The organism is Paracoccus limosus, from assembly GCF_009711185.1.
Taxonomy (GTDB): Bacteria; Pseudomonadota; Alphaproteobacteria; order Rhodobacterales; family Rhodobacteraceae; genus Paracoccus; species Paracoccus limosus.
The window spans coordinates 1-25,755 of record NZ_WMIF01000003.1 but is presented as its reverse complement, the minus strand read 5'-3'; the positions used below and the strand labels follow the sequence as shown (position 1 = coordinate 25,755).

Below are 25,755 nucleotides of genomic sequence, written 5' to 3'. Positions count from 1 at the left end.
ACCATTCTCGTCGTGTTGGTCAGGGGGGCGGCGATATGGCGAGTTCGGTCACCCGACATGAAAAGAAGCCCGCCTGCAGGGGCGGGCTTGTGGAAGTGGCTTCCGACAACCGGTTACTTCTTCGAAGCCTTGCCGGAGGCGTTGATGGCCGTCACCGCAAGCGCAGTGAGCTTGTTGTTGGCGGCCTTCTCCTCGTCGAGGATCGAGGTTAAAAGCGTATGCGCTTCCTCATTCCCCAGAACCTTGGCCCATTCGCGCAGCGTGCCATAGCGGGCGATCTCGTAATGCTCCACCGCCTGCGCGGCACCGATCAGCGCGACATCCAGCGCGTGTCCGCTGGCGTCCTCGATCAGGCCGTCAGCCTCTTTCAGAAGGCCATCCATGGCATCACATTTCTCGCCCTTGGCTTCCTTGCCGATCGACTTGAAAACGGCTTCGAGCGTCTTGATGTGCCCCTTCGTCTCCTTGAGATGATCGTCCATCGCCTTTTTCAGCTCGGCGCTGCTGACCGCCTTGGAAACCTTGGGCAGCGCCTTGGACAGCGCGTTCTCGGCCCAATAGATATCCTCCAGCGTATGTTCGAATGCGTCGTTCAGCGTCTTCATCAGATATTCTCCTTGGTTGTGTAGACGTTGTTGAACCGGCGCCTGGAACGTTATCCAGGCGCCTTCCGGACTTTCACGGCACCTCCGCGATCAGGCCAGATCACGGACCTTCGGCTCGCGATCCCAGTAGCGCAGCTTGGCCGCCTCAGGCAGGCCGGCCAGATCGGTGACGCCCTCATCCGGCTCGACACCGGCGCGGTCCATCAGCGCCTTGGCCCCTTCGGTCGCGCCGATGGCCTTTAGATGCGCGAACGCATCCGACACGAACGCCACAGCCGCACTATCCTTGGCCAGCTTGGCCGCCGCCTCGTTCGTCAGCACCAGCGCCACCGCGTCGAACAGCACCGAGGGCGAGCCGGCCAATTGACCGTCCGCCTTCATCGTGCCGCCATCCAGCGGCAGGCCGCCGACCTTGGGCGCAACGGTGAAGACGGTGCCCTTGGCGGACTCGACCGCCTTTTTCAGCGCCTCGATGTCGGACTTGCTCGACCCCTCGTCGAAAAGTATCGCGACCTGACGGCCTTCCAGCGACCTGTTCCAGTTCTTCTGGATCGACAGCGCGTCGGACGGGTCAAGATCGACCGGTTCCTTGAACGGCTTGACCGGCTTCGGCAGATCCATCCCCAAACCCTTGGCGACACGCTTGCCGAGATCGGGATGAACCACCTGAAGATGGCTCAGCATACGTTCGCGGATATGGTCCAGAGAGACCTTGGACAGCTCGAACACGATGGCCGAGGCAACATGCGCCTGTTCGTTCTCGGTCAGCGAGTTCCAGTACATCCGCGGCTGGCTGTAGAAATCACCGAAGCTTTCCGCGCGGATCCTCAGCTTCTCGCCCTCGACCCGCTGCTCGGCGGTGCTGAAACCGGTGCTCACGGGGCGCGGACCGGGATCCTCGCCCGCCTCGTTCAGGCTGTTCGGTTCGTAATTCGCGCGGCCTTTCGGCACATGGGTCTGCATCAGCCCGTCGCGCTGCATATTGGCGAAGGGGCATTTCGGCGCGTTGATCGGGATCTGGTGGAAATTCGTCGTCCCCAGCCGCGATTTCTGCGTGTCGAGATAGGAAAACAGCCGGCCCTGAAGCAGCGGATCATCGGTGAAGTCGATTCCCGGCACCACATTCGAGGGCAGGAAAGCGGCCTGTTCGGTCTCGGCAAAGAAATTGTCGGGATTGCGGTCCAGCACCATGCGGCCGATCACGCGCAGCGGAACGACCTCCTCAGGGATGAGCTTGGTGGCATCCAGCACGTCATAAGGCAGCGATTCGGCCAGCTCCCGATCAAAGACCTGCACCGCGAACTCCCATTCCGGGTAGTCGCCTCGGTCGATCGCTTCCCACAGGTCGCGACGGTGGAAGTCGTTATCCGCCCCCTGTGTCTTGGCCGATTCATCCCAGATGACCGATTGCGTGCCCAGCTTGGGCCGCCAGTGGAACTTGCAGAAGCTCTCCTGACCCGCCTCGTTCACCAGCTTGAAGGTGTGGACGCCAAAGCCCTCCATCATCCGCAGGCTGCGGGGAATGCCGCGGTCCGACATCGCCCACATCAGGGTGTGGAAGGTTTCGGGCATCAGCGAGATGAAATCCCAGAAGGTGTCATGGGCCGAGGCCGCCTGCGGATAGGCGCGGTCGGCCTCCATCTTGACCGAATGGATGAGGTCGGGAAACTTGATCGCGTCCTGAATGAAGAAGACCGGGATATTGTTGCCGACCAGATCCCAGTTTCCTTCATCGGTATAGAATTTCACCGCAAATCCGCGCACGTCGCGCGGCGTGTCGACCGAACCCGCGCCACCCGCCACCGTCGAGAAGCGGGTAAAGACCTGCGTTTTCTTGCCCTTCTTCGAGAAGAGGCTGGCGCGGCTGAGCTCCGGGATCGGATCGGTGCATTCGAAATAGCCATGCGCGGCCGAGCCGCGCGCGTGCACGATCCGCTCGGGGATGCGCTCGTGGTCGAAGTGGAAGATCTTCTCGCGCAGCACGAAATCTTCCAGCAGGGTCGGCCCGCGCGATCCGGCCTTGAGGCTGTTCTCGTTATCCGAGATCGGAACGCCGAAATTCGTCGTCATTGCGGGCGTATCGCCGCTTGCGATCTGATGCGTCTCGCCCGCGTTTCCGGTGTCGGTTGTAAAGTCCTTGTCCTCGGCCATCGACCCTACCTTTCAGAGGTGGATTAAGCTTTGCCGGCGCGCCCATGGCGGACCGTGCCAGCAAAACTGCCGAGGTCACAAGCGGTTCCACCGATTATCCTATCTGAAGCCGAAAACCGCCTCGTCCGGGTCGGTGCGCCCTGCGATCTTCGCGGCGATGATCTGGGTGCCGATCACCGAGAAGGTGATGCCATTACCACCAAAGCCCATGATCGTGTGGATGCGGCTGTATCCGGGCACCGTGTCGATGATTGGCAGCCCGTCCTTTGTCACGCTGAACGGGGCCGACCAGGTGTAGACCGGCTTGCCGATGTCCACCCCCGTCACGTCGCGCAGTTTCTCGGCGATGACCTTTGCCTTCCGCGCCAGCTTCGCGGGGTCCGAGTTGGTGCTTGCCGCATCCTCGTCCTCGCCGCCCGCGATGATCCGGCCCGACGCATCGGTCCTGAAGTAGAGATAAGGCTCGGCAGCCTCCCAGACGATGGTGGCCCGCATCCAGTCCGGAAGGGTCTTCATCGGCCGCGACGCCAGCGCCCAGGTCGAGGTGACGCGGTGGGACGGGCTTCGCATCTGCGCCAGATGTTCATAGCCGGTGCAGAAGACCGCGTGATCCGCGGTCAGCACCTCGCCCTGCCGCGTCGCCAGCGCGATCCCCCCGGGCAGTTCGGCCAGATCGGTGATCTCGACCGGCGAGATCACCCGCGCCCCGCGGCCCATCGCACAGGCCAACAGCCCCGCCGTCAATTGCGCCGGATTGGCCGAGGCCGAATCCGGCGACAGGATCGCCGCCTGGCGATCGATGCCGAACCGCTCCATCAGATCGGCACGGGTGAGATATGCGGCGGCAATGCCGATCTTGGCCCGCGCCTCGGCCTCGGCCTGCAGGGCGCGCTTGCCCATCTGGTTGCCCGCCAGATACAGCGCCGGCTTGCGTTCCATCGAGCAGTCGATCCGCAGCTCGTTGACCAGATCCACCAGATCATTCGTCGCCTTGACCGAGCGGAGCCAGGCCGCATCGGCCTTCTTCGGGCCGATCTGCTTTTGCAACCGTGTCAGCGACACATCGATCTCGTGCTGGATCATCGCCGTCGAGGCCGGCGTCGAGCCGCGCACCGGCAGGCGGCGGTCGAGAATCAGCACCGAACGCCCCGCCCTGCTCAGCGACTCGGCCATCAGGGCGCCGCTGATCCCCGCACCGACGACGATGACATCCACATGACCGGCATCCGCCTCGCGCTCGGCCGTCACGGTCGAATGTGGAGTCTTGACCCAGAACGGGGTGCCTGTCCTGAGGTCATCCTTGCGGGTCTCGGCGTCGCGATCTGGCATCTCTCTCTCTCTCCGAACGGGGCGATTGGCATCTGCCAATGCACTGTGAAACGAAACGTTCCGCGCAATCCCCGGAAAGACGCCACAGCGGCTAGGGCGGACGAGTTGATTTTTGCAAGTCCCGGTCCAAACGCGCTTGCAGGGACGCCACAAGCATTCCATATACCATCCATACAGATGGAGAATACCATGGAGAACATCACCCGCCTGCCGGAAAGACAGGCCGAACCTGAAAAGATCACCATCAACCTCGGCCATGTCGATCTGGGCCGGATCGACCTGCTGGTGCGCGAGGGCTTCTATGCCAACCGGACGGATTTCATCCGCACCGCGATCCGCAACCAGCTGACCAGCGAGGGCCGTTCGGTCGCGCAATCTATCGACCGTTATCAGCTCGAACTGGGATTGTTCGACATTACGCGCGCCGATCTCGAGGCCATGGCGACGGCTGGTGAGAAACTTCACCTCAAGGTCGTCGGGCTGGCCAGAATTGCGGCGGATGTCACGCCGGAACTGGCCGAAGCGACGATCGGCTCGCTGAACGTCTTGGGGTCGCTTCAGGCGTCGAAGGCCGTGAAGGCCGCGCTCAAGGACCGCACCACCTGAGGCTGACCGCCTCATCACAAGGAAGACACCAATGACCAATGATTTCACGACGGCCATGCGCCGGGCGCTTGTGAGGTCTCGTGCCCTCGATCCCGCGGCTGCGACCTCGCTGGTCCAGGAGGTTCTGGGCGCCAACGGGATCGCGCTTCCCGGCGGCCTCGACAGGCGGCCGACCCGGGCACCGCTTGAAAACCCTTTCTCCAGCCTGTTGCGCGACGGTTGCCAGCCCTGCGCCGGCGGCGGCTTGATGCAGGGGCTGAACCTGCCCGGCCTCTCCGGCCTGCCCGCTGGCGTTACGATCGAAGTGCCCGAAGGCGCCCGCTATGAGCGGCGTCAGCATTCCGGCCCCGCCGGATCGCGCAACTATACGCTCTACATTCCGACGGACCGTCCCGAGGGGCTTCAGGGCGTCGTGTTGATGCTGCATGGCTGCACCCAGTCCCCCGATGATTTCGCGCGGGGGACTCGGATGAACGAGGCGGCCGAGCAGGCCGGCTTCCTCATCGCCTATCCCGAGCAGTCGCGCGCCCACAACATGCAGTCCTGCTGGAACTGGTTCCGCCCGGAGGATCAGGCACGGGACCGGGGCGAGCCGGGGATTCTCGCCGGACTTGCCCGAGACCTGCTGGAGGAGTTCGGCCTGGCCGATGGTCGGGCCTTCGTGGCCGGGCTGTCGGCGGGCGGCGCGATGGCGGCAATCATGGTCGATGCCTATCCCGACCTCTTCGCAGCGGCCGGCGTGCATTCCGGCCTTCCCAGCGGTGCGGCCAGCGATGTCGTCTCGGCCTTTGCCGCCATGCGGGGCGAGGGCGATGCCCGGCCCCGGTCGCGAAAGACGCCGGTGATCGTCTTCCACGGCATGTCGGACGCAACTGTCGCACCGATCAACGGCGACCGGCTGATCAGCGGCTCCGGCATCGAGACGCGGCACGAGGGCAACGGTCGTACTTGGTCGCGACTGGTGGGCAGAGATGGCTCGGAGCTTTGGCGTGTCGAGCGGGCCGGCCATGCCTGGTTCGGCGGCGATCCGTCAGGCTCCTATGCCGATCCGCTTGGGCCTGATGCCTCGGCCGAGATGCTGCGCTTCTTCACCAGCCTTCCTTGGCGTTGAAAATCTGCTCGGCATAGATCACGCCCAGGCCGTAGCCGCCGACAACGACGCTGTCATCTTCCCAGGTGCTCATCGTGGTGCGATCTTGCTGGTCGGGGAAGACGGCGTGGATTTCCGGGAAGATCGCCCCCGAAAAGCTGTCGGCGGCCGCCGTGGTCAGGATCGTCGGCACCTCGAATAGCTTCGCGCTTTTCGCCAGCCCTCGGTGTTGTTGCGCAGTTCGGCCAATGACACGCGCTAAGGGCCCGTTCCTTGACCTTACCGGCCAAGAGATCAAGAAATCTCAGTTTCTCAATGATTAGGGAGAGGGGGATTCTGCTTCTGCAACGCCGGCCGCAGTCCATGACTTCCCTTGACAATGGGGACATTGATCTGGGGTCATGGCAAGATTGCCGGCCAGCACGAAGCCGCAGATACAGCATGCAAGGCGTTGGTTGTCCCTGATCTTGTCGCCCGGCCCGACAGTGACCGGGGGCTTGATATCCCATGGCGGCTCAATCGGAAGGCCTAGCCGAGGCTGCGGCTGACTGAACGTGCTGAACCGGCCCGATGACTCAAAATAGGCCATACGCACCTCGCCGAGGTTTCTGTAGCCGTTTTCCCGCAACTCTTCGAACAACTCGCTCTGGCCCAGTTTGCGGCGGCGAAGAATGCGGGTATCAATCACCCCGTCACGAATGACTTCAGCCGTTGTGCCATCCAACGCCTTCTCGATTGGTCGGAATCTGAAGATCAAGACATCCAGCAACCTGTTGATGACCACGACCAGAGTGATGACCAGCATCGAGTAAAAGATGGGAACATCGGCATAGAACATGCCATCGCCAACGGCCGATCCAAGCGCGATGACCAGTAGAAACTCCACCACCGAGATCTGGGCGATGCCACGCCCACCAACCCATCGGATCAGCAGCAAGGCATAGGCATAGATTAAGAAGGTCCGAAAGACGATCTCCAAGTAGAACAGCGCCGGATCGGAACCCAGAAACATCCTGACCAGATCAAAGGGAACAACCGGATCATCCATTTCTGATCTGCGCTTTCATACAGGGGACGGGCCGCGAGCCTCGCGTGATAACGGGCAGCCAGTTCGCCAAGTTCCGCCTCTGTCTCCGTCTGGCCTTGAACGCTCTCGCACGCCCCCGTCAACACGGACATCAGTGGAACGACACTGGCTCCCGACGGCGCGTCGAAGGCTCACATCACGTGCCGCACGGTCGTTGGCGTCCAGCTTCGCGCCCATTGCTGTTCGGCTTCATGTACTGTCAGCAACTCGCCTTTCTGTCCCTCAGCCTTCCGAAATGTCGTCCAAATCTCGCTAAACGCTTCGGTTCACCCCCGCTTTTATGGCGCATAGGCGATGAAGATGAGCCTTCTTCGCTGATCCGCCTTTCCTCGCTGATGCGGCGAACATTCAGCGCTCGCAGCGAACACCTGCTTCGTCCCCGCTCTGCCGCTATTGAGGTGGTGGAAATGCTGCAATGAGTATCGAACGGCAGGTCTGGTGAATGCCGCATAGCAGCACGGCGCTCTCGTGAACGGCGGCAGTGGGCCGAGTGCAGGTGGGTTTGACCTGCCCCTTTCCCCTCACCTGAAATCCCTTGTCCTGACCCGGATCGTATCGAGATGCAGATCTGGGATGAACATGTCGCGGGGCTTCGGGTGGCGAGCATCCGGGGTTGGACTGGCATTGTGGAACTCGTCGCCGCGGCCATGCGGCAGGGGGAAGGCGCCGCGGTGGCCGACGCTGGCGAGGGCGTCCGAGAGATCGGTCAGGCGGTGGACGACAAAATGCACCACCTCGCCCTCGCGCTGGATCATGCCGCGCGCAGCGATCATGCTGGCCGCGAGGATGATGCGGCGATTGGCCTCGAAGACCCTGGGCCAGACGACGAGATTGGCGATGCCGGTTTCGTCCTCGAGCGTGATGAACATGGTGCCCTTGGCCGAGCCCGGGCGCTGGCGCACCAGCACCAGGCCCGCGAGTTCGGCCCAGCGGCGGTTCGGCAGCGCCATGGCGTCAGCGCAGGTCAGGATGTGGCGCCGCGCCAGATCCTCGCGCAGGAAGGCCACCGGATGGCGGCGCAGCGAGAGGCCGGTGCGGCTGTAATCCTCGACCACCTCGCGGCCTGCGGTCATCGGGCGCAGCGGAACGGCGGGCTCGTTGCCCTCAATCGCCGCGAAGAGCGGCAGGTCGCTGTCGGGCAGGCCCTTGACCGCCCAGACCGCCTGCCGCCGTGACAGGCCGAAGGCGTGGAACCCGTCCGCCTCGGCGATGCGGATCAGGGCGGGTTTTGGCACCTCGGCGCGGCGCCAGAGATCCTCGACCGAGGCAAAGGGCGCGGCGCGGGCGATGGCTTGGGCATGGACCTCGGCCAGCCCCTTGATCCTGCGCAGGCCCAGCCGCACGGCGAAACGCCCGTCCGTCGGCTCCAGCGTGCAGTCCCACTCCGAGGCGTTCACGCAGACCGCGCGCACCTCGACGCCATGCGCCTGGGCATCGCGCACGATCTGGGCCGGGGCGTAAAAGCCCATCGGTTGGCTGTTCAACAGCGCCGCGCAAAACGCATCCGGGTGCCAGCACTTGAGCCAGGCCGAGGCATAGGCGACCAGCGCAAAGCTGGCGGCATGGCTTTCGGGGAAGCCATATGAGCCAAAGCCTTCGAGCTGCCGGAACGTCCGCTCGGCGAAGTCGCGCGGATATCCGCGCGCTTCCATGCCGTCGATCAGCTTGTCGCGAAAGGCGCTGACGCCGCCGGTGAACTTGAAGGTGGCCATGGATTTCCTGAGCATGTCCGCCTCGCCCGGGGTGAAGCCCGCGCATTCGATGGCGACACGCATGGCCTGCTCCTGGAACAGCGGCACGCCCAGCGTCTTGCCCAGCACCTTTTGCAGCTCTGGCCTTGGATATTCCACGGGCTCCAGCCCGGCGCGGCGACGCAGATAGGGATGCACCATGTCACCCTGGATCGGGCCGGGGCGCACGATGGCGACCTGAATGACCAGATCGTAATAGGTCCGGGGCTTCAGGCGCGGCAGCATCGCCATCTGCGCCCGGCTCTCGATCTGGAAGGTGCCCAGCGTATCGGCCCGGCGGATCATCGCATAGGTGCGCGGATCCTCGGCCGGGATGCTGGCGAGATCATATTGCGCGCCCTTGTGCGCCGCCACCAGCGCCAGCCCCTTGGCCATGCAGGTCAGCATGCCAAGCGCCAGAATGTCGACCTTCATGAACTTCAGCGCGTCGATGTCATCCTTGTCCCACTCGATGATCTGGCGATCCTGCATCGCGGCGGGCTCGATCGGCACCAGATCATCCAGCCGGTCATGGGTCAGCACAAAGCCGCCCGGATGTTGCGACAGATGCCGCGGCGCGCCCATCAGCTGCCGGGCCAGATCAAGCGTCAGGCGCAGACGACGGTCGGCGGGGTTCAGGTTCAGCTCGGCCAGTTGTGCATCGGTGACGCCCTCGTCGGACCAGGCCCAGATCAGCGAGGAAAGCGCCGAGATCAGATCCTCGGGCAGGCCCATGGCCTTGCCGACATCGCGCAGCGCCCCCTTGGCGCGGTAGCGGATGACGGTCGCGGTCAGTGCGGCATGGTCGCGGCCATAGGTCCGGTAAATCCACTGGATCACCTCTTCGCGGCGCTGGTGTTCAAAATCGACGTCGATATCGGGCGGCTCGCGGCGTTCCTCGCTGACGAAGCGTTCAAACAGCAGGTCATTGCGGCCCGGATCGATGGCGGTGATGCCCAGAACATAGCAGACCGCCGAGTTGGCCGCCGAGCCGCGCCCTTGGCACAGGATGTTCTGCGACCGGGCATAGCGAACGATGCTGTGCACAGTCAGGAAATAGGGCGCATAATGCAGCCGACCGATCAGGGTCAGCTCATGGTGCAGCGCCTTTGTCACCTCGGGCGGGATACCTTCGGAGTAACGCGTCGCCGCGCCGGCCCAGGTCAGCCGCGCCAGCGTGTCCTGCGCGGTCAGCGCGGGATCGTCGCGCTCCTCGGGATATTGATATCGCAACTGGCCAAGATCGAAGCTGCAGCGCTGCATGATCTCGATGCTCCGGGCCAAGGCCTCGGGATAGCGCGCGAAGAGCCGGGCCATTTCTTCGGGGGGCTTCAGGTAACGGTCGGCGTGACGTTCGCGGCGATGGCCAAGCGCCTCGACGGTGCAATTGTGGCGGATGGCGGTGACCACATCCTGCAGGATGCGGCGCGCGGGGATGTGGAACAGGACGTCATTGGTGACAACCGTGGGCACGCGGGCGCGGGCGGCCAGCGTCGCCAGATCATGCAGGCGCAGCTGGTCGTTCGGGCGCCGGCGCAGCGTCAGCGCCAGATAGGCACGGTCGCCAAACACGTCGCGCAGCCGGCGCAGGTGCAGGGCGCAAGCGTCATCGGCCTGATCGGGGATCAGGATGGCGATCAGCCCCTCGGCATGCTCGGCCAGATCTGACCAGTGCAGATGACAGGCCGCCTTGCCCGCCCGCGATTTGCCAAGCGTCAGCAGGCGGCAGAGACGCGACCAGGCCGGTTTGTCGGTCGGATAGACCAGCACCGACATGCCACAGGCCAGATCCAGCCGGCAGCCCGCGACCAGCCGCACCCCCGTCGCCTTGGCCGCCAGCCATGCGCGGACGATCCCCGCGACGGAGTTGCGGTCCACCACGCCAAGCGCCTCGATGCCCAGGGCGGCTGCCGTGGCAAACAGGTGCTCGGCGTCCGAGGCGCCGCGCAGGAAGGAAAAATCCGAGGTGACCTGCAGCTCGGCATATCTCATCCGAAGACCCCGTGCAGGAACCAGCGATGCGAGCCGGTGGCGGCATCCTCGCCGTCGCCCGCGCGAAAGATCCACAGCCGTTCGCCCGCATCATCCTCGACGCGGAAGTAATCGCGCACGGCGATGCGCTCGGCCTCGCGGGTCCACCATTCACCGAAGATGCGTTCCGGGCCATCGGCGCGGGCGATGCGGCGGCGCACGCCGCGCCAGGCGATCCAGACCGGCGGCTGGTCGGGCAGCAGCGCCATGGTGTCGATGGGTTCGGGGCGCGGCAGCAGGCGCGACGGGCGCGGCCAGTGATGCGGCCAGCCGGCGCCCGCATCCTCGGCCAGTGCCGGAATGCGCCGGATGGAGCGTTCCGGCACATCGCTGTCGACGGGCGCCATGCGGTAGATCGCCTGCGCGCCGACGCGATTGGCCAGAATGTCGATCAGACCGGACAGATCCGGCGCCTCGGGCGCAAGCGTGCTGGTCTGGCGCGCCGCCAGTGGCTCGGTGATGGTCGCGGCCAGCGTCATGATCTCGATGCCAAAGCCCGGGGCGATGCCGGGGATCTTGTCGCAGAGCAGCCGGGTCAGCCGGGCCGGATCGCGTTGCGCCACGGCAAGGCCCACGCGGACGGTCTGCATCTCGCGGTCGGTGCGGTGGCAGATCAGGTCCAGCCTGCGGGCGCCAAGGCCCTGCGTTTCCAGCTGAGCGCAAAGTGCCGCCACCAGCTTGCCGATATAGCGCGCGATGGTCTCGGGCGCGGCGATGGGTTCGGCAAAGGCGCGGCGGGTCTCGATCAGATCTGCCGGCCGCAGGGCATCGATCGGTTCCGGCGCATCGCCGAACATCTGGTCGATGCGGCGCATCAGCTCGGGGCCAAAGCGGCGGGTCAGCGGCGCGCGCGGCTGCGCCATCAGATCGCCGATACGGCCAAAGCCCATGTCGCGCAGCCCGGCCACGGTGGCTGCGGGCAGGCGCAGCGCCTCGGGCGGCATGTCGGCCAGATCGCCACCGAACCGCGCCAGGGCATGTGCCGCGCCCCATGTGTCCGCCACCGCCGCCCGCGCCGTCACCCCCGACAGCGCAAGCCGCCCGGTCAGCGCATCCAGCAGCGCATCCTCGCCGCCATGCAGATGCGCGGCGCCGGCCACGTCGATGACGATGCCGTCGGGCGGGTCGACCGCGACGATGGGCGCGATGCGCTGCAGGATCCAGAAGGCCAGCCGCTCGAGGCTCGCCAGATCCTCGGCCACATTCGCAGGCTCGATCCGCAGATCCGGCACCAGCGCCTGCGCCTTGCTGACCGGCATGCCGGGTTTGAGGCCAAGCCCTGCCGCCAGCGCATCCACCGCCGTCAGCAGCCGGCGATTGCCGATGCGGCCCGCCAGCACCAATGGCCTTTCTGGCGGCCTATCCGAAGGCGTGCCGTCCTGCCGCCGCAGCCGGTCCACCGGCCACATCGGCAGGAAGACCGAGATGACCCGTGCCATCGCATGCCTCCAGTTCCAGATCGAATGACTCCCCGGCGCGGGCGCGGAGCAGCTCCACCAGCCAGCGCGCCCGGCCCACCCCCGGCACCGGCAAGGGCGAGGACGGCAGCTCTGATATGCGCCAGCGCGTCATCGCCGCCGTCGGCTGGCCAAAATCGCTGGCGTCCGCCTGCCTGCGCCAGCGGCGCAGGGCGATGCCGGTGGTGCCCGAGGTCTTGGCCGCCAGATGCAGCCTTCGCGAGGCGGTCATCGACAGCCGCGCCACATCCGCGACCACGGCGGCCAGACTGCCATGGCGCAGCCCCTCCTCCATGCAGGCCAGCACCGAGGTGTCGTCGCCCGCCTCGACATGGATCACCCGGCCCGACGGCAGGCCCGCCTGTTCCAGCCCCGGCGCGAACAGATCGGCCTGCGTCACGCACCAGAGCACCTGTCCCGGCAGGCGCGCGGCGATCCCGGCGGCAAAGCAGGCCGCCGCCGCGCCATCGGTGGCGCCGTTGCCGCCGCCCGCCACCTCGTGCAGGCAGCCAAGCGCCAGCCCGCCTTTGGGCAGGCGGCGGTCAAGTTCGGCCAGGCCGAAGGGCAGCTCCGCCAAAGGCGGGCCGTGATCGCCCTCGATCGCCGCGATCCGCTGCCGCAGCGCCACGAGAGCCGGATCGGAACGAGGCGCGGACATGGCAGTGTCGGGCTCCTGTAGGGATGGGACTCAAGGCAGTATGTTCCTCATTTGTTCCGGTTTAAGCCGTGAGTCAATCGCCGCCGGGGATTTGTGATCCGCGCCATCCGGGCCCATATCGACAGGAATGCCGTGGTCGGAGGAGGCAAGTCGATGTGCAACCTGTATAATCTGACCACGAACCAGCAGGCGATCCGGGATATTGCCGGGGCCATGTCCGACAGTGTCGGCAATCTTGAGCCCTCGCTCGATGTCTATCCCGACCGCCCGGCGCCGGTGCTGCGCAACACCGGCAGCGGTCGCGAGCTGGCGCGGCTCACCTGGGGGATGCCGACGCCACCGCAATTCCTGAAGGCGCCGGATGCGCCGGACAGCGGCGTGACGAACATCCGCAACACCGCCAGCCCGCATTGGCGGCGCTGGCTGGGGGTCGCGCATCGCTGCGTGGTGCCGGCGACGGCCTTCTCGGAATACGGCCAGCGGCCCGATCCGGTGACCGGGCGCAAGCCCTTGCACTGGTTCGCGCTGGACCGGACGCGGCCGCTGTTCTTCTTTGCCGGGATCTGGACGGGCTGGCAGGGCACCCGGGGCTCAGCAAAGACGCCCCGGGCCGGCGATCACCAGCTCTTTGCCTTCCTGACCTGTGGGCCCAACAGCGTGGTCGGGCGGATCCATCCCAAGGCCATGCCGGTGATCCTGACCTCGGCGGCCGAGATCGACACCTGGCTGACCGCCGACTGGTCCGAAGCCCGCCACCTGCAGCGCCCGCTGGAGGATGAAGACCTGATCGAGGTGGAGTGATGCCGGGGCGGCCGGACTACTTACTCGCGGCCTACTCCAGCCATCGCACGAGAGCGCTCTGGCGCGCTCAGTTGTCAGATTTCCCCGAAGCCTCAAGGCCGAGTTCAATCAACTGTCGGATTGCCTCGCTTTCAGATCCAATTCGCTTCTCGAAACGAAAGTCGGCAATCCTCTGAGCTTGCTCTTCGCTGAGGCCGATCAGCTTCTTTACAGGGTATACAGATGGTTTGGACATAAATCGTCGTATAATGCATAGACTATACGTTGACAATCACGCTTATAAGATATATATCTTATATCAGGCTAGGGAGAGGCTGCAACCTCCCCCCGGCCCTAATCAGGTCAACCTTGTTGGAGATCGACCATGACTGTTTACCAATCTATTCATTCTGCTGGCGTTCTGGAAGCCTTTGCTCCCGGTTTCACGCATACATCGGTGACGCGGCGCTTTGGCGTGATGCAGCGGGCGCTGGGGGCGTGGATCGAGGCCGAGCGGGATCTGGAGCATTCCGGCAGCTGGGATCCGGCCTGCGATCACTGGCTGCGCGATGCCGAGGCCGCGCGGGCGGCGGTCGGGGCGGCGCTGGATGCGCTCTGCGACACGCCCGCCGAACGGCTGGAGGACCGGCCGTTGTTGCGGATTGCACGCATCACCCGTGCACTTAGCCTCAGCGAGGAGGACGCGGAATTTGCGCAGCTTTATGCGCGTATCGCGACATCCGGGGCGCTGCTGCGCTGCCCGGGACGGCATCCGCTGGCGCGGCGGGTGAACCTGATGCTGGCCGAGGCGCGGCGCGCGCTGGCCCAGCTGGCCGCCTTGCCCGACCACGCGGTGGTGATCGAGGGCGAGTGCGTCGAGATGATGCCTGAGGATGTTCCGGTCGCCGAGACCGGTTTCACTGAGGCTTCCGACACGTATCCGCAAGCGATGCAGGCTGCGCCCGGCGCGTAGCGTCCGACCTTCGGCAGCCTGAATCCGCGCGGTCCGAACCAAGGCTCAGTCCATCTGGTTATGGTCAGCGGACGACGGCACGGGCTTTCCCACCCCAGCCATGTCGCACCGTCGCAAGCCCTTCAGCACGCAAACCCTTCCCAGGTTTCCCGCCCCGGGCTGCGCCTCGCCGCAGCCCCGCGCGCCCACGCATCCCGCTGCACGGGAGGATCCTTCATGCCCACGCTCAACCACACACCCGCTTTCCCCGGCCCGGTCCATGCGCATTGGCGCGCCGTGGCGGCGGCCAAGGGCTTTGACCTCATCGCCCGCATCCACGACCGCTTTCATCTGCAGCTGCGCTGCCGACACTGCAGCGGCGCCTTCACCACCAAACTGTTCACGCTGATGCGGCACCAGCCGCTGTGCCCGCATTGCTTGGCGGCGCGGCGCAGTGCGGTCGCCGTAGCGGCGGGCGTCAGCTTCCTCGGCCCGGATCCGGACCGGCGCGGCTATGGCCGGTTCCGCGCGCCCTGCGGGCATGTCCTGACGCGCCAGTTCGAGCTGATCGACCGCGTCGCCAAGGGCCAGACCGGGCTGCGCTGCGAGACCTGCCACGCAGAGCGTGAGGCCAGCGAGGCGCGGCGCTTTGGCTGGGAACGGCTCGGGCATTGCCCCTCAGGGCAGCCGAACTACCGGCTCTATCGCCATCATTGCGGACATGTGCAGCGGATTGCGCAGGCCAATATGCTCTGGGGCCAATGCGATTGCGCCGGCTGCGGGCGGGGCTGGAATGCGAAGCCGAGCTTCCTTTATCTCTTCCGCATCTTCCTGCCCGCGACGACGGATTGTCCCGCCCGACAATATCTCAAGCTCGGCTACAGCGCGCATCCGGTCAAGCGCCACCGCCATCAGCTGGGCCTGCCGCGTGACGCGCAGGTCGAGGTGCTGCGCGTGCTGGCCATGGCGTCGGGCCATCTTGCCTGCAGGGCGGAACAGGCCGCGCATCGCCGCCTGATCCGCGCCCATCCCGAGGCCGTGGTGCCCGCCGCCGAACTCGCAGGCGCGATGAATGTGGTGCGCGAGATCTATCGCCCGGGCCTGCTGCCGGTGATCGAGGCCGAACTCGACCGCATCGCGGCTGAGGCGGACCAGACCCCCGTCTGACATCCCTTACGCCTTTCAGATCATCCCCCGCGCCGCCCCTTGCGGCGCGGCCCATCCTTCCATGCCGAGGCACCACCCATGACCCAGCATCAACCCGTCCCGCAGTCTGCTCCGAAGACATCCGCCAAATCCGCCCAACCCGGCTGGAGCTATCTCGCCCATAAACTGCTGCAACGCCTGCAGGATCACGAGGACCTGCCAAACCCTGACGCGGATGCCACCGACGACGACCCGGCCCGCATGCCAGACCCGACGCCACCCGCGCTGACCAGCCACACCCTGCTGACGGGCCTGCGCCTTGCCGCCAGCTTTGCCAGCCAGGCCGCCGTCAATGCCACGATCGCGCCCAACGCCATCACGCTGTTGCGCGGCGTCACCGCCGAAGACTGGCCCGCGCTGCACTACATCCTGCCCTGCCTTCTGCCCGCGATCTGGCAGATCCGCGAGCAAAAGCCCCAGGACAGCTTTCCGATCCGGCGCCTGCCGCCGCGCTGCCTGCGCCTGATCCCTATTGGCAGCGGCGATCGCCCCGCCGATCTGGCGCGCCTGCTGATGATCGGTCTCGACAGCGCCGCGCCTTTGCTGATCGTGCTGGCCGGCGGCGCGCTGCCCGAGCCGCGGCTGCAGGACCGCATGCAGGTCATCGACTTCGCCCCCGTCGACGCGCAGGTCCTGCAGGCGCTGCTGTCGCGCACCCATCCGCCGGCCAGGCCCGGCGACAGCGCCGCGTTGCAGATGGCGATGAACGGCTTTCACCCGGGCATGGCCGATCTGCTGATCGCCCTGCGCGGCGCCACGGTGGCCGAGGTCGCGCACAATCTCGCCGCCCTGCGCGCAACGCGCGAGCGGGCTCCCGATGACCCGCCGCATCTCGACGACATTGGCGGCGACAGCCCGGCGCTGAGTGCCGCCCGCGCCATGGTCGCCGATCTGCAGCTCTGGCGCGCGGGCACGCTTGGCTGGCATGATCTGACCCGGACGGTGCTCTTTCACGGCCCGCCCGGCACCGGCAAAAGCTGGCTGGCGCAGGCCATGGCGCGGGCGGCGGGCTTTGCCGCCGTCCCGGCCAGCTTTGGCGAATGGCAGGCGGCAGGTCATCTGGGCGATATGCTGAAGGCCATGCGCGCGAGTTTTGCCGAGGCCCGCCGCCGCGCCCCCGCCATGCTGATCCTGGATGAGCTCGACGCCGTTGGCACCCGCACCGATCGCGGCCCGCATCAGAACTACCGCGTCATGGTGATCAATGCGTTTCTGGCGCTGATGGACGGCATCGCGCGGGAAGAAGGCGTCGTCGTGGTCGCGACCTGCAACCACGCCGAGCTGATCGATCCGGCGGTGCTGCGCCCGGGCCGGTTCGACCTGGCGCTCGCCGTGCCGCTGCCCGATGCCGCGACGCTGGCGGGCGTGCTGCGCCGCCATCTGAACCTGCCGGACCCCGAGATCCGCGATCTGGCGCAGCGCGCGGTTGGGCACAGCATGGCCGATCTGGACGCCGCGCTGCGGGGCCTGCGCGGAGAGGCCCGCCGCGCCGGGCGCCCGCTGACGGCCGATGACCTGCGCGCGGCTTTTGGCGCCGACGACGACCCCGCGATCACGCAGCGCATCGCCATCCACGAATGCGGCCACGCGCTGGTGACGGCCGCCCTCGGCCATGGCCAGATCCAGCACATCGCGCTCGACCGCGCCGGCGGCCAGACCCGCATCCGCCGCGCCCCGCGCGCCGGCCTGATCGCCGATCACAGCGATCTGCTGGCCGAACTCATGGCCGGGCGCGCCGCCGAGCGGCTGGTCTTTGGCACGATAACCTCGGGCGCCGGCGGTCCCGAGGACTCCGATCTGGCGCTGGCGACCCGTGTCGCGCTGGCCATCGAGACCCGCTTCGGCCTCGGCACCGAGGGCCCGCTCTGGCTCGGCGAGGCCACCGACTGGCTGCAGGACAAAGCTATCCGCCACCGCCTGCGTGCCCGCCTCGAGACGGCAGAGGCGGAGGCGTTGGGGATTCTTACCCCGCATCGCGCTCTGCTCGAGGACATGGCCCAAACCCTCGCCACCCGCCGCGAACTCTCCGGCCAAGAGGCAGAAGAGTGGCTCGAGCAGGTCAGGAGGGATGAGGCCGTGGTCGCAACGCCCGCGCCGGAATGCGGGCCGTCGCCAGTCGCCGCTTCTCAGCCTCCGGCCTGCCGAACAGGCTGAGAAGCGCCGAACCCGGCAACCAGCCCGGACCGATCAAAGCGGCTCAACCAGCCCTCGGTCTGGTCTGCCTTCGGGCAGCCGAATAGGCTGAAGACAATCGAATGCAGCAGCAGCGGCAATTCCATCACGCGCCGACAGACGCCCCAAAGCCCCCGAACATCTACTTTCCCTCCACATCACTCCACTGCGAGGTGCCCCATGCCCAAACCCCGGCCCCAAACCCCGCGCCAGATCTTCACCACCGCCCTCGCCGACTGGCAGCGCGCCTGGACCACCCACGCCCGTCACGACCGCCGCGGTGCCAGCGCAGGCTACACGACCCCGACCGGCCAAGCCCACCTCGCCGCCATGACCGACCTCGCCACCCGCATCGCCGCCATCGAGGCGCAAATTGCCAAGACCCCGGTTCGGAACCTTGCCGAGCTGCAGATCAAGATCGCCATGCTCTCCCTCGATGGTCAGATCAGAGAAGAGTTCCAGAGCAGTATCCTAGAGGATGCCATGCGCATGATAGGGGAGGCAGAGGCGTGAGGGTGCTCACCCTCAGGTCGCCGCTATCAGATTGGGGACTATGATGTCCGGAAAGTCTGGCGACAGCTTCGCTGCCAAAATTCGAATTCGCACTCCTCAAGGCACTATCAGGGTCAGGCCGCACAGAACCACGATCTAGGACAAGAAAGTTCCCGCTGGACAAGGTGACCCGCCAATTCCGTGATCCGGCACCGCACATGCTGCGGATGTCAGATTTCACCATGGCGCCGCATGGAACGACTTCTACTAGCCCTGTCCGTTCCTGTCAGCTACCAATGGCAGAACACCGCTGGGGCCATTGATGAACCCGACAGAAATTTACGACGCCCTGGCGGAAATTGCCGCGGCGCCTTTTGATCCGAACGAATTTCCCTTCGCCTTCGCCGAGGCGACGGATGCCGCGAAGGCGGCGATCTCGAAGCTGCGTGGCAGCACGAACAAATCCGACCTGCCGGGCGGCGTGCTGTTCAACCGCAAGTTCCACTATGCGCCAGCCCTTGCGGGGCTGACGGATGTCACACTGGAACAGTTGCGCAACTCGAAGAAGAGCAAGACCTCAAAACCCGCCATCTTGATCGCCACCGATGGTGATACGGTGGCGGCGGAACACCCGTCCTCCGGCGACACCTTGCATTGCCGGTTCGACGAGATCGGCGACAACTTCGGCTTCTTCCTGCCCGCTGCTGGCAAGGAACGCTATCGTGCGGTCGAGGAAAACCCGATCGACGTAAAGGCGACCGGCAAGCTGGCCCGCCTTTATGATGCGTTGATCACGGCCAACCCCGACTGGGCGACCGAGGCGCGGCGGCATGAGATGAACCAGCTGATGATGCGGCTGATATTCTGCATGTTCGCCGAGGATGTCGGCATCTTTCCGGACAACCAGTTCTCGCGCCTGATCTTCACCCATGCAGGTGACCGTGGCGAGGAGGCGCAGGCCACCATCATCGCCGCCTTCCGCGCGATGAACCTGCCGAAGGGCAAGCGCGACGGGCTGCCCTTCTGGACGGCGGAGCTGGAATACGTCAACGGCGGGCTGTTCGCGGGCCAGATCGACGCGCCGCGATTTGATGTCGTGGCCTTCCGCTATCTGCGCGAGGCGAGCGGCCTGAACTGGCGCGAAATCAACCCCGACATCTTCGGGTCGATGATCCAGTCGGTGGCCGATCCTAAGCAGCGGTCGGAACTGGGGATGCACTATACCTCGGTCCCGAACATCATGAAGGTGATCGGGCCCCTGTTCCTGGATGATCTGGACGCGCAGATCCACAACGCATGGGACAAGCCCAAGGGGTTGCAGCAGGTGCTGGACCGGTTGTCGGGCATTCGGGTGTTCGATCCGGCCTGCGGGTCGGGCAACTTTCTGGTCGTGTCCTATCGCGAGCTTCGGGCGCGGGAGACGCGGGTGCTTAAGCGGTTGCAGGACGTGACCGCGAACACGCAGGCGCCGCTATTCTCGGCCATTCCGATCACGCATTTCTATGGCATCGAGATCGCGGATTTCGCCGCCGAGACAGCCAAGCTGGCGCTGTTCATCGCCGAGTATCAGGCCAATGCCGCCTTCGCCGAGGTCTTTGGCCGACGCCCCGCAGCGCTTCCCTTGAAGGATGCGGCGAACATCCGCACCGGCAACGCGCTTCGCGAGGATTGGGAACGGGTTTGCCCTCCGCCCGCGGATGGGCAAGAGGTGTTCATCGCGGGCAATCCTCCGTTCGTTGGCTCGAATTTTCAGACCGAAGATCAAAAATGTGATCGAGACCTCCTATTCAAGGCCGAATTCAAATCCTACAAAAATCTCGATTACGTAGCTGGGTGGATTTATTTGGCTGCTCGTTATGCCGAGAAAATAAGCGGCGTTAGCTTTGCATTTGTGACTACAAATTCAGTGTCTCAAGGCCGACAGGTATCAACTCTATGGCCTAGGGTTCTTCAGAATTTAGAAATCAAGTTTGCGCACTCGTCATTCCAGTGGAAGAATAATGCTGCTGCTAATGCTGCCGTGATATGCGTTATTGTTGGTGTTGCTGGAAAAAATTCAAGCACAAAGCGCCTTTTTTCTGATGGTATTGCGGCAGAAGCTGGCGCAATTAGCCCATACCTCATTCCAATGTCGCCAGTTTACGTCGAGGGAGCGTCGCCGTCGCTATTCGACCTCCCGCGTATGGATTACGGGTCAAAACCTGCTGACGGCGGAAATCTAGTTCTTTCACCAGAAGAAATGGAGGAAATTGTCGGCGAGCACGCGGATGCCCAACGCTTCATTCGAAAATATCTGGGGTCGCAAGAGGTAGTGCGAGGTCAAACACGCTACTGCATTTGGGTAAGCGATCAAGAAGCACATGATGCACTAGAAATCCCACCTTTACGAAAACGGATTGAGGCAGTAAGGAGATTCAGGCAGGAAAGCAAAAACCCAGCAACAATACCAACTGCCGCAACCCCGCATAGGTTTTGGTTTACGGGTCCGGCTGTTCAGAAGCACGCCATCCTCGTCCCCCGCGTCACCTCGGAGCGTCGCCCCTACCTTCCAGTCGAAAAGGTCGGCGCCGATGTCATTTCCTCGGACCTGAACCAGGTGCTCTATGACGCGCCGGACTGGTGCATCGCTCTGATCGCCTCGCGCCTGCATCTGGTCTGGATCGCCACGGTCTGCGGCAAGCTGAAATCCGATTTCCGCTATTCCAACACGTTGGGATGGAACACCTTCCCAGTGCCGAAATTCACCGATGCGCAGCTTGATGCGCTGTCGGCTTCGGCCCTGAACATCCTGAAATGCCGCTGGTCGCTTTATCCGAAGACCATCGCCGATCTTTACGATCCCGAGAAGATGCCCGACGATCTGCGGGCGGTTCACCGCGAAAACGATGAGCTGCTGGAAACCATGTATATCGGACGCCCCTTCCGCAACGATACCGAGCGGCTGGAGAAACTATTCAAGCTGTATGCCGCACGGGTCAAAGCCCTTGGCGCAAAAGGGGGCCGCTGATGGTCGATATTACCTTCGGACGCTCCAAGGCCTCAACCAACGCGCTTGGCCAGCGCGAGATGCAGGCCCGCGCCTATGACGCCCGCGCGGCGCAGTTCCTGTTGCTGAAAGCCCCGCCTGCCGCCGGGAAAAGCCGCGCGTTGATGTTCGTAGCGCTGGACAAGATGCGGCATCAGGGGCTGGCCAAGACCATCGTCTGCGTGCCCGAAACCTCGATCGGCGGGTCGTTCCGTTCGACCGACCTGACAAGCTATGGGTTCTGGACCGATTGGCAGGTCGATGACCGCTGGAACCTGTGTCTGACCGGCGACGGAGCCGAGGCGCAGAAGGTCAAGGCGTTCGAGGCGTTCATGGACAGCGACGCGCCAGTGCTGGTCTGCACCCACGCGACCTTCCGTTTCGGCTTCGACAAGGTGGCGGCGGAAAAGGGACTCGAGGCGTTCGACAACTGCTTCATCGCCATCGACGAATTCCACCACGTCTCGGCATCGGACAACAACCGTCTGGGCGTAATCCTTCGCAGCCTGATCAACCGCGCCGAATGCCACATCATGGCGATGACAGGCAGCTATTTTCGCGGGGACAGCGACCCCGTGCTGCGCACCGAGGATGAAGATCGGTTCACCAAGGTAACCTACAGCTATTACGAGCAGCTGGAGGGGTATGAGCACCTGAAGGCGCTTGGCATCAACTATGCGTTCTACAAGGGCAATTACACCAACGGGCTGTCGGGCGTTCTGAACCCCGACCAGAAGACGATCATCCACATCCCGCATCGTGGATCGGCGGAGGCCTTCGACGACAAGTTCAACGAGGTGGGCCGGATTATGGATCTGATCGGCACACACAAGGGTCGTGAACCTACCACGGGCTTCGATCTGGTCGAACGTCCCGATGGTCGCGTTGTGCGGGTGGCCGATCTGGTCGATGACGGGCCGGGGCGCGACATCGTCAAGGCGGCGCTGTCGCGTGAAATCCGCGGCCCAGACGGCAAGCGCGACGATGCCGCCGATCGCGCCAAGGTGGACATCATCATCGCACTTGGGATGGCCAAGGAAGGGTTCGACTGGGTCTGGTGCGAACATGCGCTGACCATCGGCTATCGTTCTTCACTAACCGAGATTGTGCAGATCATTGGCCGAGCCACTCGCGAAGCGCCGGGCAAGCCGCGTGCGCTTTTCACGAACCTTGTGGCGGAACCGGGCGTGGAGACTGGTGCGGTGGCTGATGCCGTCAACGACATGTTGAAGGCGATTTCCGGTTCTCTGCTGATGGAGCAGGTGCTGGCGCCGAACTTCAAGTTCTACCGCCGCGAGGATGGTGACGTGCGCGCGACCGTCGAAACCGACGGTCAAGGGAATGTCATGATCGGCATCAAGGGCCTGATCGAGCCGCCCACCGACCGCGCCCGCGACATCTGCGAACAGGATATGCAGGACCTGCTGGCCAGCGCCTATCAGGAGATGGACCGTCGTGTCCTGATGCCGGACACCGCGCCAGAGGTTGCGACGCAGATGGTGCTGACCGACATCGTCGAAAGCCGGTATGAGAATCTTGAGCCAGAAGAACGCGAGTCCGTTCGCCAGCATCTGGCCGCACATATGAACATCCTGACACTGGCCCGCAAAGAGGCCGAGAAGGGCTTTGCCGAGGCGCAGGAGGCGTTCATCGGGGCGAAGCCGGACGGCGATGATGATACGCCCGACGCCATGCCAAATACCCTGATGGAGATGGTCAAGAAGTTCATCAACGTGCGCGAGATCGATATGGAGCTGATCGACAGCGTCAACACGTTCCAGGAACGCTTTGAGGTCGCGTCGAAATCTCTGGATTCGGCGCTGTTGTCGCAGGTGCAGTCGGCCATGGTCGCGCTGCGCGTCAACATGAGTGGCGATGAAGCCAGAACGCTCTGGCCCCGCATCAAGGCCTTCCGCGCGCAGATGGGCCGCGAGCCAAATGTCCATGCCGCGGACCCGCTGGAAAAGCGCATGGCCGAAGCCTTGGCTTGGCTTAAGACCGAAAAGGCGCGCAGGATGCGTGAGAGTGCTATTTGATGCGTCCGACCTTGGATGAAATTTTCGACGAGCCTGACGAGTTCGGCCTGCTAGACGTCAAGCTGCGTTCGGGTCGTGCTGCGGCAGGGACCGATAAGGGCCTGCAGGTCATCGGCCAAGTGAATGCGTTTGTCGCTACCCATGGCCGTGCGCCAAGTGTAGAGGCCGCCGATCATGATGAAATGCGGTTAGCGATCATCTGGGCGGCAATTGCTAAGGATCCATCAGCGCAAGTGATCGAGGCGGATATGCATGGTCTGCTGTCGCCACCTACGCAGCCGCAACCATCGTGGCGGGACGAACCCTTGGCAGAAGCGGTTCCAGACAGTCTGGATGATATCTTCGACGACGATGAGCTGGACGTTGACCCTTCGCTGATTACCCTTAGGCATACGACTGCAGCTGTTTACCGGCATCAGCCAGATCATCGCGCCGATTTCGTTCCCTGCCGTGATTTCGAGCAATACCGCGCCCGTTTCGAACAAATGCAAGCCATGTTGGAAGAGGGTGAACGCGAGGCAACGCCTGTCAAGAAATGGGCGGTGCTCGAGCCGCTTGAGGGCGATTTCTTCATCCGCAACGGTCTGTTGGCGCTCATAGCGGAAAAGTCTGAAATGACGACACGTGGCGGGTCGCGCGACCATCGGCTGCGCGTGATTTTTTCCAACGCGACCGAAAGTGACCCGTTGATGTCGTCATTCCGGAAATCCCTGAACGACGACAAGACGGCGCGGATGGTCCAGAAGGTCGGTCTTGGCCCTCTTGATCCCGATTGGGAAGCCGACCAGCTGGAAATGACCGGCACAATCTATGTTGCACGCTCCCGCTCCGATGATCCGACCATCAGCGAACAGCGCATGATCCTACACAAGATCGGCGTCACCAGCCAAGACGTTCAACGCCGCGTGGCCGATGCACGAAACGATCCGACATTTCTTCTTGCCCCGGTCGAGATCGTCGCAACCTATTCATTGAAGAACTTGCCCCGGCGCCGTGTCGAGCAGCTTCTGCATAAGTTTTTCGCTGCCGCACGGCCGGCGGAACTGCAGGTCGCGGATCGCTTCGGTCGCAAGGTCCACCCCAAGGAGTGGTTCTATGTCCTTCCAGAGCACGTGGGACAAGCCGCGAAACTGATCGGCGATGGGACATTGCATCAATTTTATTACGACGTCTCGAACCAAGAGATCCGCAGGAAGGCTGATGTCTGATGGCTCTCTGAATCTTGTGGTGGACGGCCAGGGATCAAGTATCTGGTCGAAGGAGAATGCCTTGCGCATAAGCACCGCTCACAGCGCTGAGCTGCCGCCTGTTTGGTGGACAGCGGGTTAACCTGATACTGGCCGAGGCACGGCGTGCTCTGGCGTGCAAGAACCTGAAGCGTCCGGATTCGTTGCCTTAGGCGGACTATACTGTGGCTTGCCACAAGCCGATTCCGGCGTCATACAATGCTGACAACCATGTTTTTCATTTACTGGCTGACCCGCTCAAAAGCCTGTTTCTCGCTGTTTTTGGTCATTTTCTCCGGCCCCTACCGCCGGAGCCATATATCTTGCCCATACCGCTACGCTCGCGGGCAAGATCATGCCTGATCCCAATAAAATCAACATCCTACCTCAAATGCTCGGTTGAGCATTCACCCGTGCAGACCCGACAACACGTTTGACTTAGCGGTCAAAAATCGGTCAAACGCAGGGGTTGCTCATGCCGCATACCAAGATCACGCAGGCCTATGTTGACGGCCTGCCCTACCAGGATTCCGGGACGCTCTGGGTCCATGACACCGAACTCGCCGGGTTCAACCTGTCCATCGGCCAGCGCACGAAAACCTACTACGCCGCAGGCGAGCACGGGAACCGCTTCATCCGCGTGAAGATCGGCCGCGCCGACGTGACGAAGGCGAATGAGGCGCGCGCCGTCGCGCGTGACGTGCTGCTGCCGGAAATCCGTCGCGGTGTTGATCCGCGAGCGAAGCAGCTATCGGACGACGATCAGACCTATTCGCGCATCCTCGCGGGCATCCGCGAGGCCCGCCCCGAAGACCTGTCAGACCAGATGGCGCGGCGCATCATTCGCGGCAAGGCGAAGCGGCGCGCGGATGAACTGACGGTTGGCCAGGTCTGGCAGATGTATGAGCAGCACAAGCGCGCCTCGATCCTTGAGGAGCAAGGCCCAGAGAAGGCACGTCGGGCGGAAACCCATATCACCCAGCAGAGGCGCTATCTGTTGAACGGCTTGCAATAAGGACCCCGCTTCTGGGGTGATCGGCGTCCAAAAGGGACCCCACCGACCGGGGGTTGGGTCCATTGTGCCTTCGATGATTATCGGAGGCCGAGCACGGGATGCTGATC

Annotated in this window: 19 protein-coding genes; 11 read left to right on the top strand and 8 right to left on the bottom strand. The window is 64.1% G+C overall.

Going from position 1 to position 25,755, the window contains the following annotated elements; translation table 11 throughout:
- Nucleotides 1-113 precede the first annotated feature (113 nt).
- The 3 genes from GL279_RS03040 to GL279_RS03030 form a co-directional block, all read right to left on the bottom strand.
- Nucleotides 114-605 (bottom strand): YciE/YciF ferroxidase family protein, encoded by a 492-nt coding sequence (locus tag GL279_RS03040; RefSeq protein WP_155043313.1) that lies wholly within the window; start codon nt 603-605, stop codon nt 114-116.
- Nucleotides 606-695: 90 nt separating this feature from the next.
- Nucleotides 696-2,756, bottom strand: a complete 2,061-nt coding sequence (locus tag GL279_RS03035) for a catalase (RefSeq protein WP_155043312.1) — start codon at nt 2,754-2,756, stop codon at nt 696-698.
- Nucleotides 2,757-2,855: 99 nt separating this feature from the next.
- On the bottom strand, nt 2,856-4,085 hold the full coding sequence (locus GL279_RS03030; protein WP_155043311.1) for an NAD(P)/FAD-dependent oxidoreductase: 1,230 nt from the start codon (nt 4,083-4,085) through the stop codon (nt 2,856-2,858).
- 189 nt (nt 4,086-4,274) lie between these two features.
- Here GL279_RS03030 and GL279_RS03025 point away from each other — a divergent pair, with 189 nt between their 5' ends.
- Both GL279_RS03025 and GL279_RS03020 read left to right on the top strand, forming a co-directional pair.
- Nucleotides 4,275-4,691, top strand: a complete 417-nt coding sequence (locus GL279_RS03025) for a CopG family transcriptional regulator (RefSeq protein WP_155043310.1) — start codon at nt 4,275-4,277, stop codon at nt 4,689-4,691.
- Nucleotides 4,692-4,722: 31 nt separating this feature from the next.
- Nucleotides 4,723-5,802 carry an extracellular catalytic domain type 1 short-chain-length polyhydroxyalkanoate depolymerase gene (locus GL279_RS03020; protein WP_155063147.1) on the top strand — a complete coding sequence of 360 codons (1,080 nt, stop codon included), beginning with the start codon at nt 4,723-4,725 and terminating at the stop codon, nt 5,800-5,802.
- Here GL279_RS03020 and GL279_RS19235 read toward each other — a convergent pair.
- The 5 genes from GL279_RS19235 to GL279_RS02995 all read right to left on the bottom strand — a co-directional run bounded on the left by GL279_RS19235 (nt 5,780) and on the right by GL279_RS02995 (nt 12,744).
- Nucleotides 5,780-5,974: a cysteine hydrolase family protein gene (locus GL279_RS19235; protein WP_211371244.1), complete on the bottom strand. Its 195-nt coding sequence runs from the start codon at nt 5,972-5,974 to the stop codon at nt 5,780-5,782. The two genes, GL279_RS03020 and GL279_RS19235, sit on opposite strands and share 23 nt — an antisense overlap.
- A gap of 126 nt (nt 5,975-6,100) precedes the next feature.
- Nucleotides 6,101-6,829, bottom strand: a complete 729-nt coding sequence (locus GL279_RS03010; RefSeq protein ID WP_155043308.1) for a DUF421 domain-containing protein — start codon at nt 6,827-6,829, stop codon at nt 6,101-6,103.
- Between the two features lie 560 nt (nt 6,830-7,389).
- Complete coding sequence (locus GL279_RS03005) at nt 7,390-10,590, bottom strand: error-prone DNA polymerase (protein ID WP_155063146.1); 3,201 nt, start codon at nt 10,588-10,590, stop codon at nt 7,390-7,392.
- Nucleotides 10,587-12,068 (bottom strand): Y-family DNA polymerase, encoded by a 1,482-nt coding sequence (locus GL279_RS03000; protein WP_155063145.1) that lies wholly within the window; start codon nt 12,066-12,068, stop codon nt 10,587-10,589. Before GL279_RS03000 ends, GL279_RS03005 begins: the two co-directional genes overlap by 4 nt.
- Nucleotides 11,989-12,744, bottom strand: coding sequence for an ImuA family protein (locus GL279_RS02995; protein ID WP_155063144.1), 756 nt, complete (start codon nt 12,742-12,744; stop codon nt 11,989-11,991). Before GL279_RS02995 ends, GL279_RS03000 begins: the two co-directional genes overlap by 80 nt.
- A gap of 153 nt (nt 12,745-12,897) precedes the next feature.
- Here GL279_RS02995 and GL279_RS02990 point away from each other — a divergent pair, with 153 nt between their 5' ends.
- From GL279_RS02990 to GL279_RS02950, 9 genes are all read left to right on the top strand, one after another.
- The gene (locus GL279_RS02990) at nt 12,898-13,545 is read left to right on the top strand and encodes an SOS response-associated peptidase (protein ID WP_155063143.1); all 648 of its coding nucleotides are present in this window, start codon (nt 12,898-12,900) and stop codon (nt 13,543-13,545) included.
- A 364-nt stretch (nt 13,546-13,909) separates the two neighbouring features.
- Nucleotides 13,910-14,497, top strand: a complete 588-nt coding sequence (locus GL279_RS02985; RefSeq protein WP_155063142.1) for a hypothetical protein — start codon at nt 13,910-13,912, stop codon at nt 14,495-14,497.
- 216 nt (nt 14,498-14,713) lie between these two features.
- Nucleotides 14,714-15,643: a hypothetical protein gene (locus GL279_RS19100; RefSeq protein ID WP_170293908.1), complete on the top strand. Its 930-nt coding sequence runs from the start codon at nt 14,714-14,716 to the stop codon at nt 15,641-15,643.
- Between the two features lie 78 nt (nt 15,644-15,721).
- A complete protein-coding gene (locus tag GL279_RS02975; RefSeq protein WP_155063141.1) occupies nt 15,722-17,836 on the top strand; it encodes an AAA family ATPase in 2,115 nt (704 codons plus the stop codon).
- A 198-nt stretch (nt 17,837-18,034) separates the two neighbouring features.
- On the top strand, nt 18,035-18,367 hold the full coding sequence (locus GL279_RS02970) for a hypothetical protein (RefSeq protein WP_155063140.1): 333 nt from the start codon (nt 18,035-18,037) through the stop codon (nt 18,365-18,367).
- A 301-nt stretch (nt 18,368-18,668) separates the two neighbouring features.
- Nucleotides 18,669-21,353 carry a class I SAM-dependent DNA methyltransferase gene (locus GL279_RS02965; protein ID WP_155063139.1) on the top strand — a complete coding sequence of 895 codons (2,685 nt, stop codon included), beginning with the start codon at nt 18,669-18,671 and terminating at the stop codon, nt 21,351-21,353.
- Nucleotides 21,353-23,407 (top strand): DEAD/DEAH box helicase, encoded by a 2,055-nt coding sequence (locus GL279_RS02960; RefSeq protein WP_155063138.1) that lies wholly within the window; start codon nt 21,353-21,355, stop codon nt 23,405-23,407. Before GL279_RS02965 ends, GL279_RS02960 begins: the two co-directional genes overlap by 1 nt.
- Entirely contained in the window at nt 23,407-24,615 is a 1,209-nt protein-coding gene (locus tag GL279_RS02955; protein WP_155063137.1) for a GIY-YIG nuclease family protein, read from the top strand. Before GL279_RS02960 ends, GL279_RS02955 begins: the two co-directional genes overlap by 1 nt.
- Before the next feature lie 493 nt (nt 24,616-25,108).
- Nucleotides 25,109-25,648, top strand: a complete 540-nt coding sequence (locus GL279_RS02950) for a hypothetical protein (RefSeq protein ID WP_155063136.1) — start codon at nt 25,109-25,111, stop codon at nt 25,646-25,648.
- The last annotated feature ends 107 nt before the right edge of the window (nt 25,649-25,755 follow it).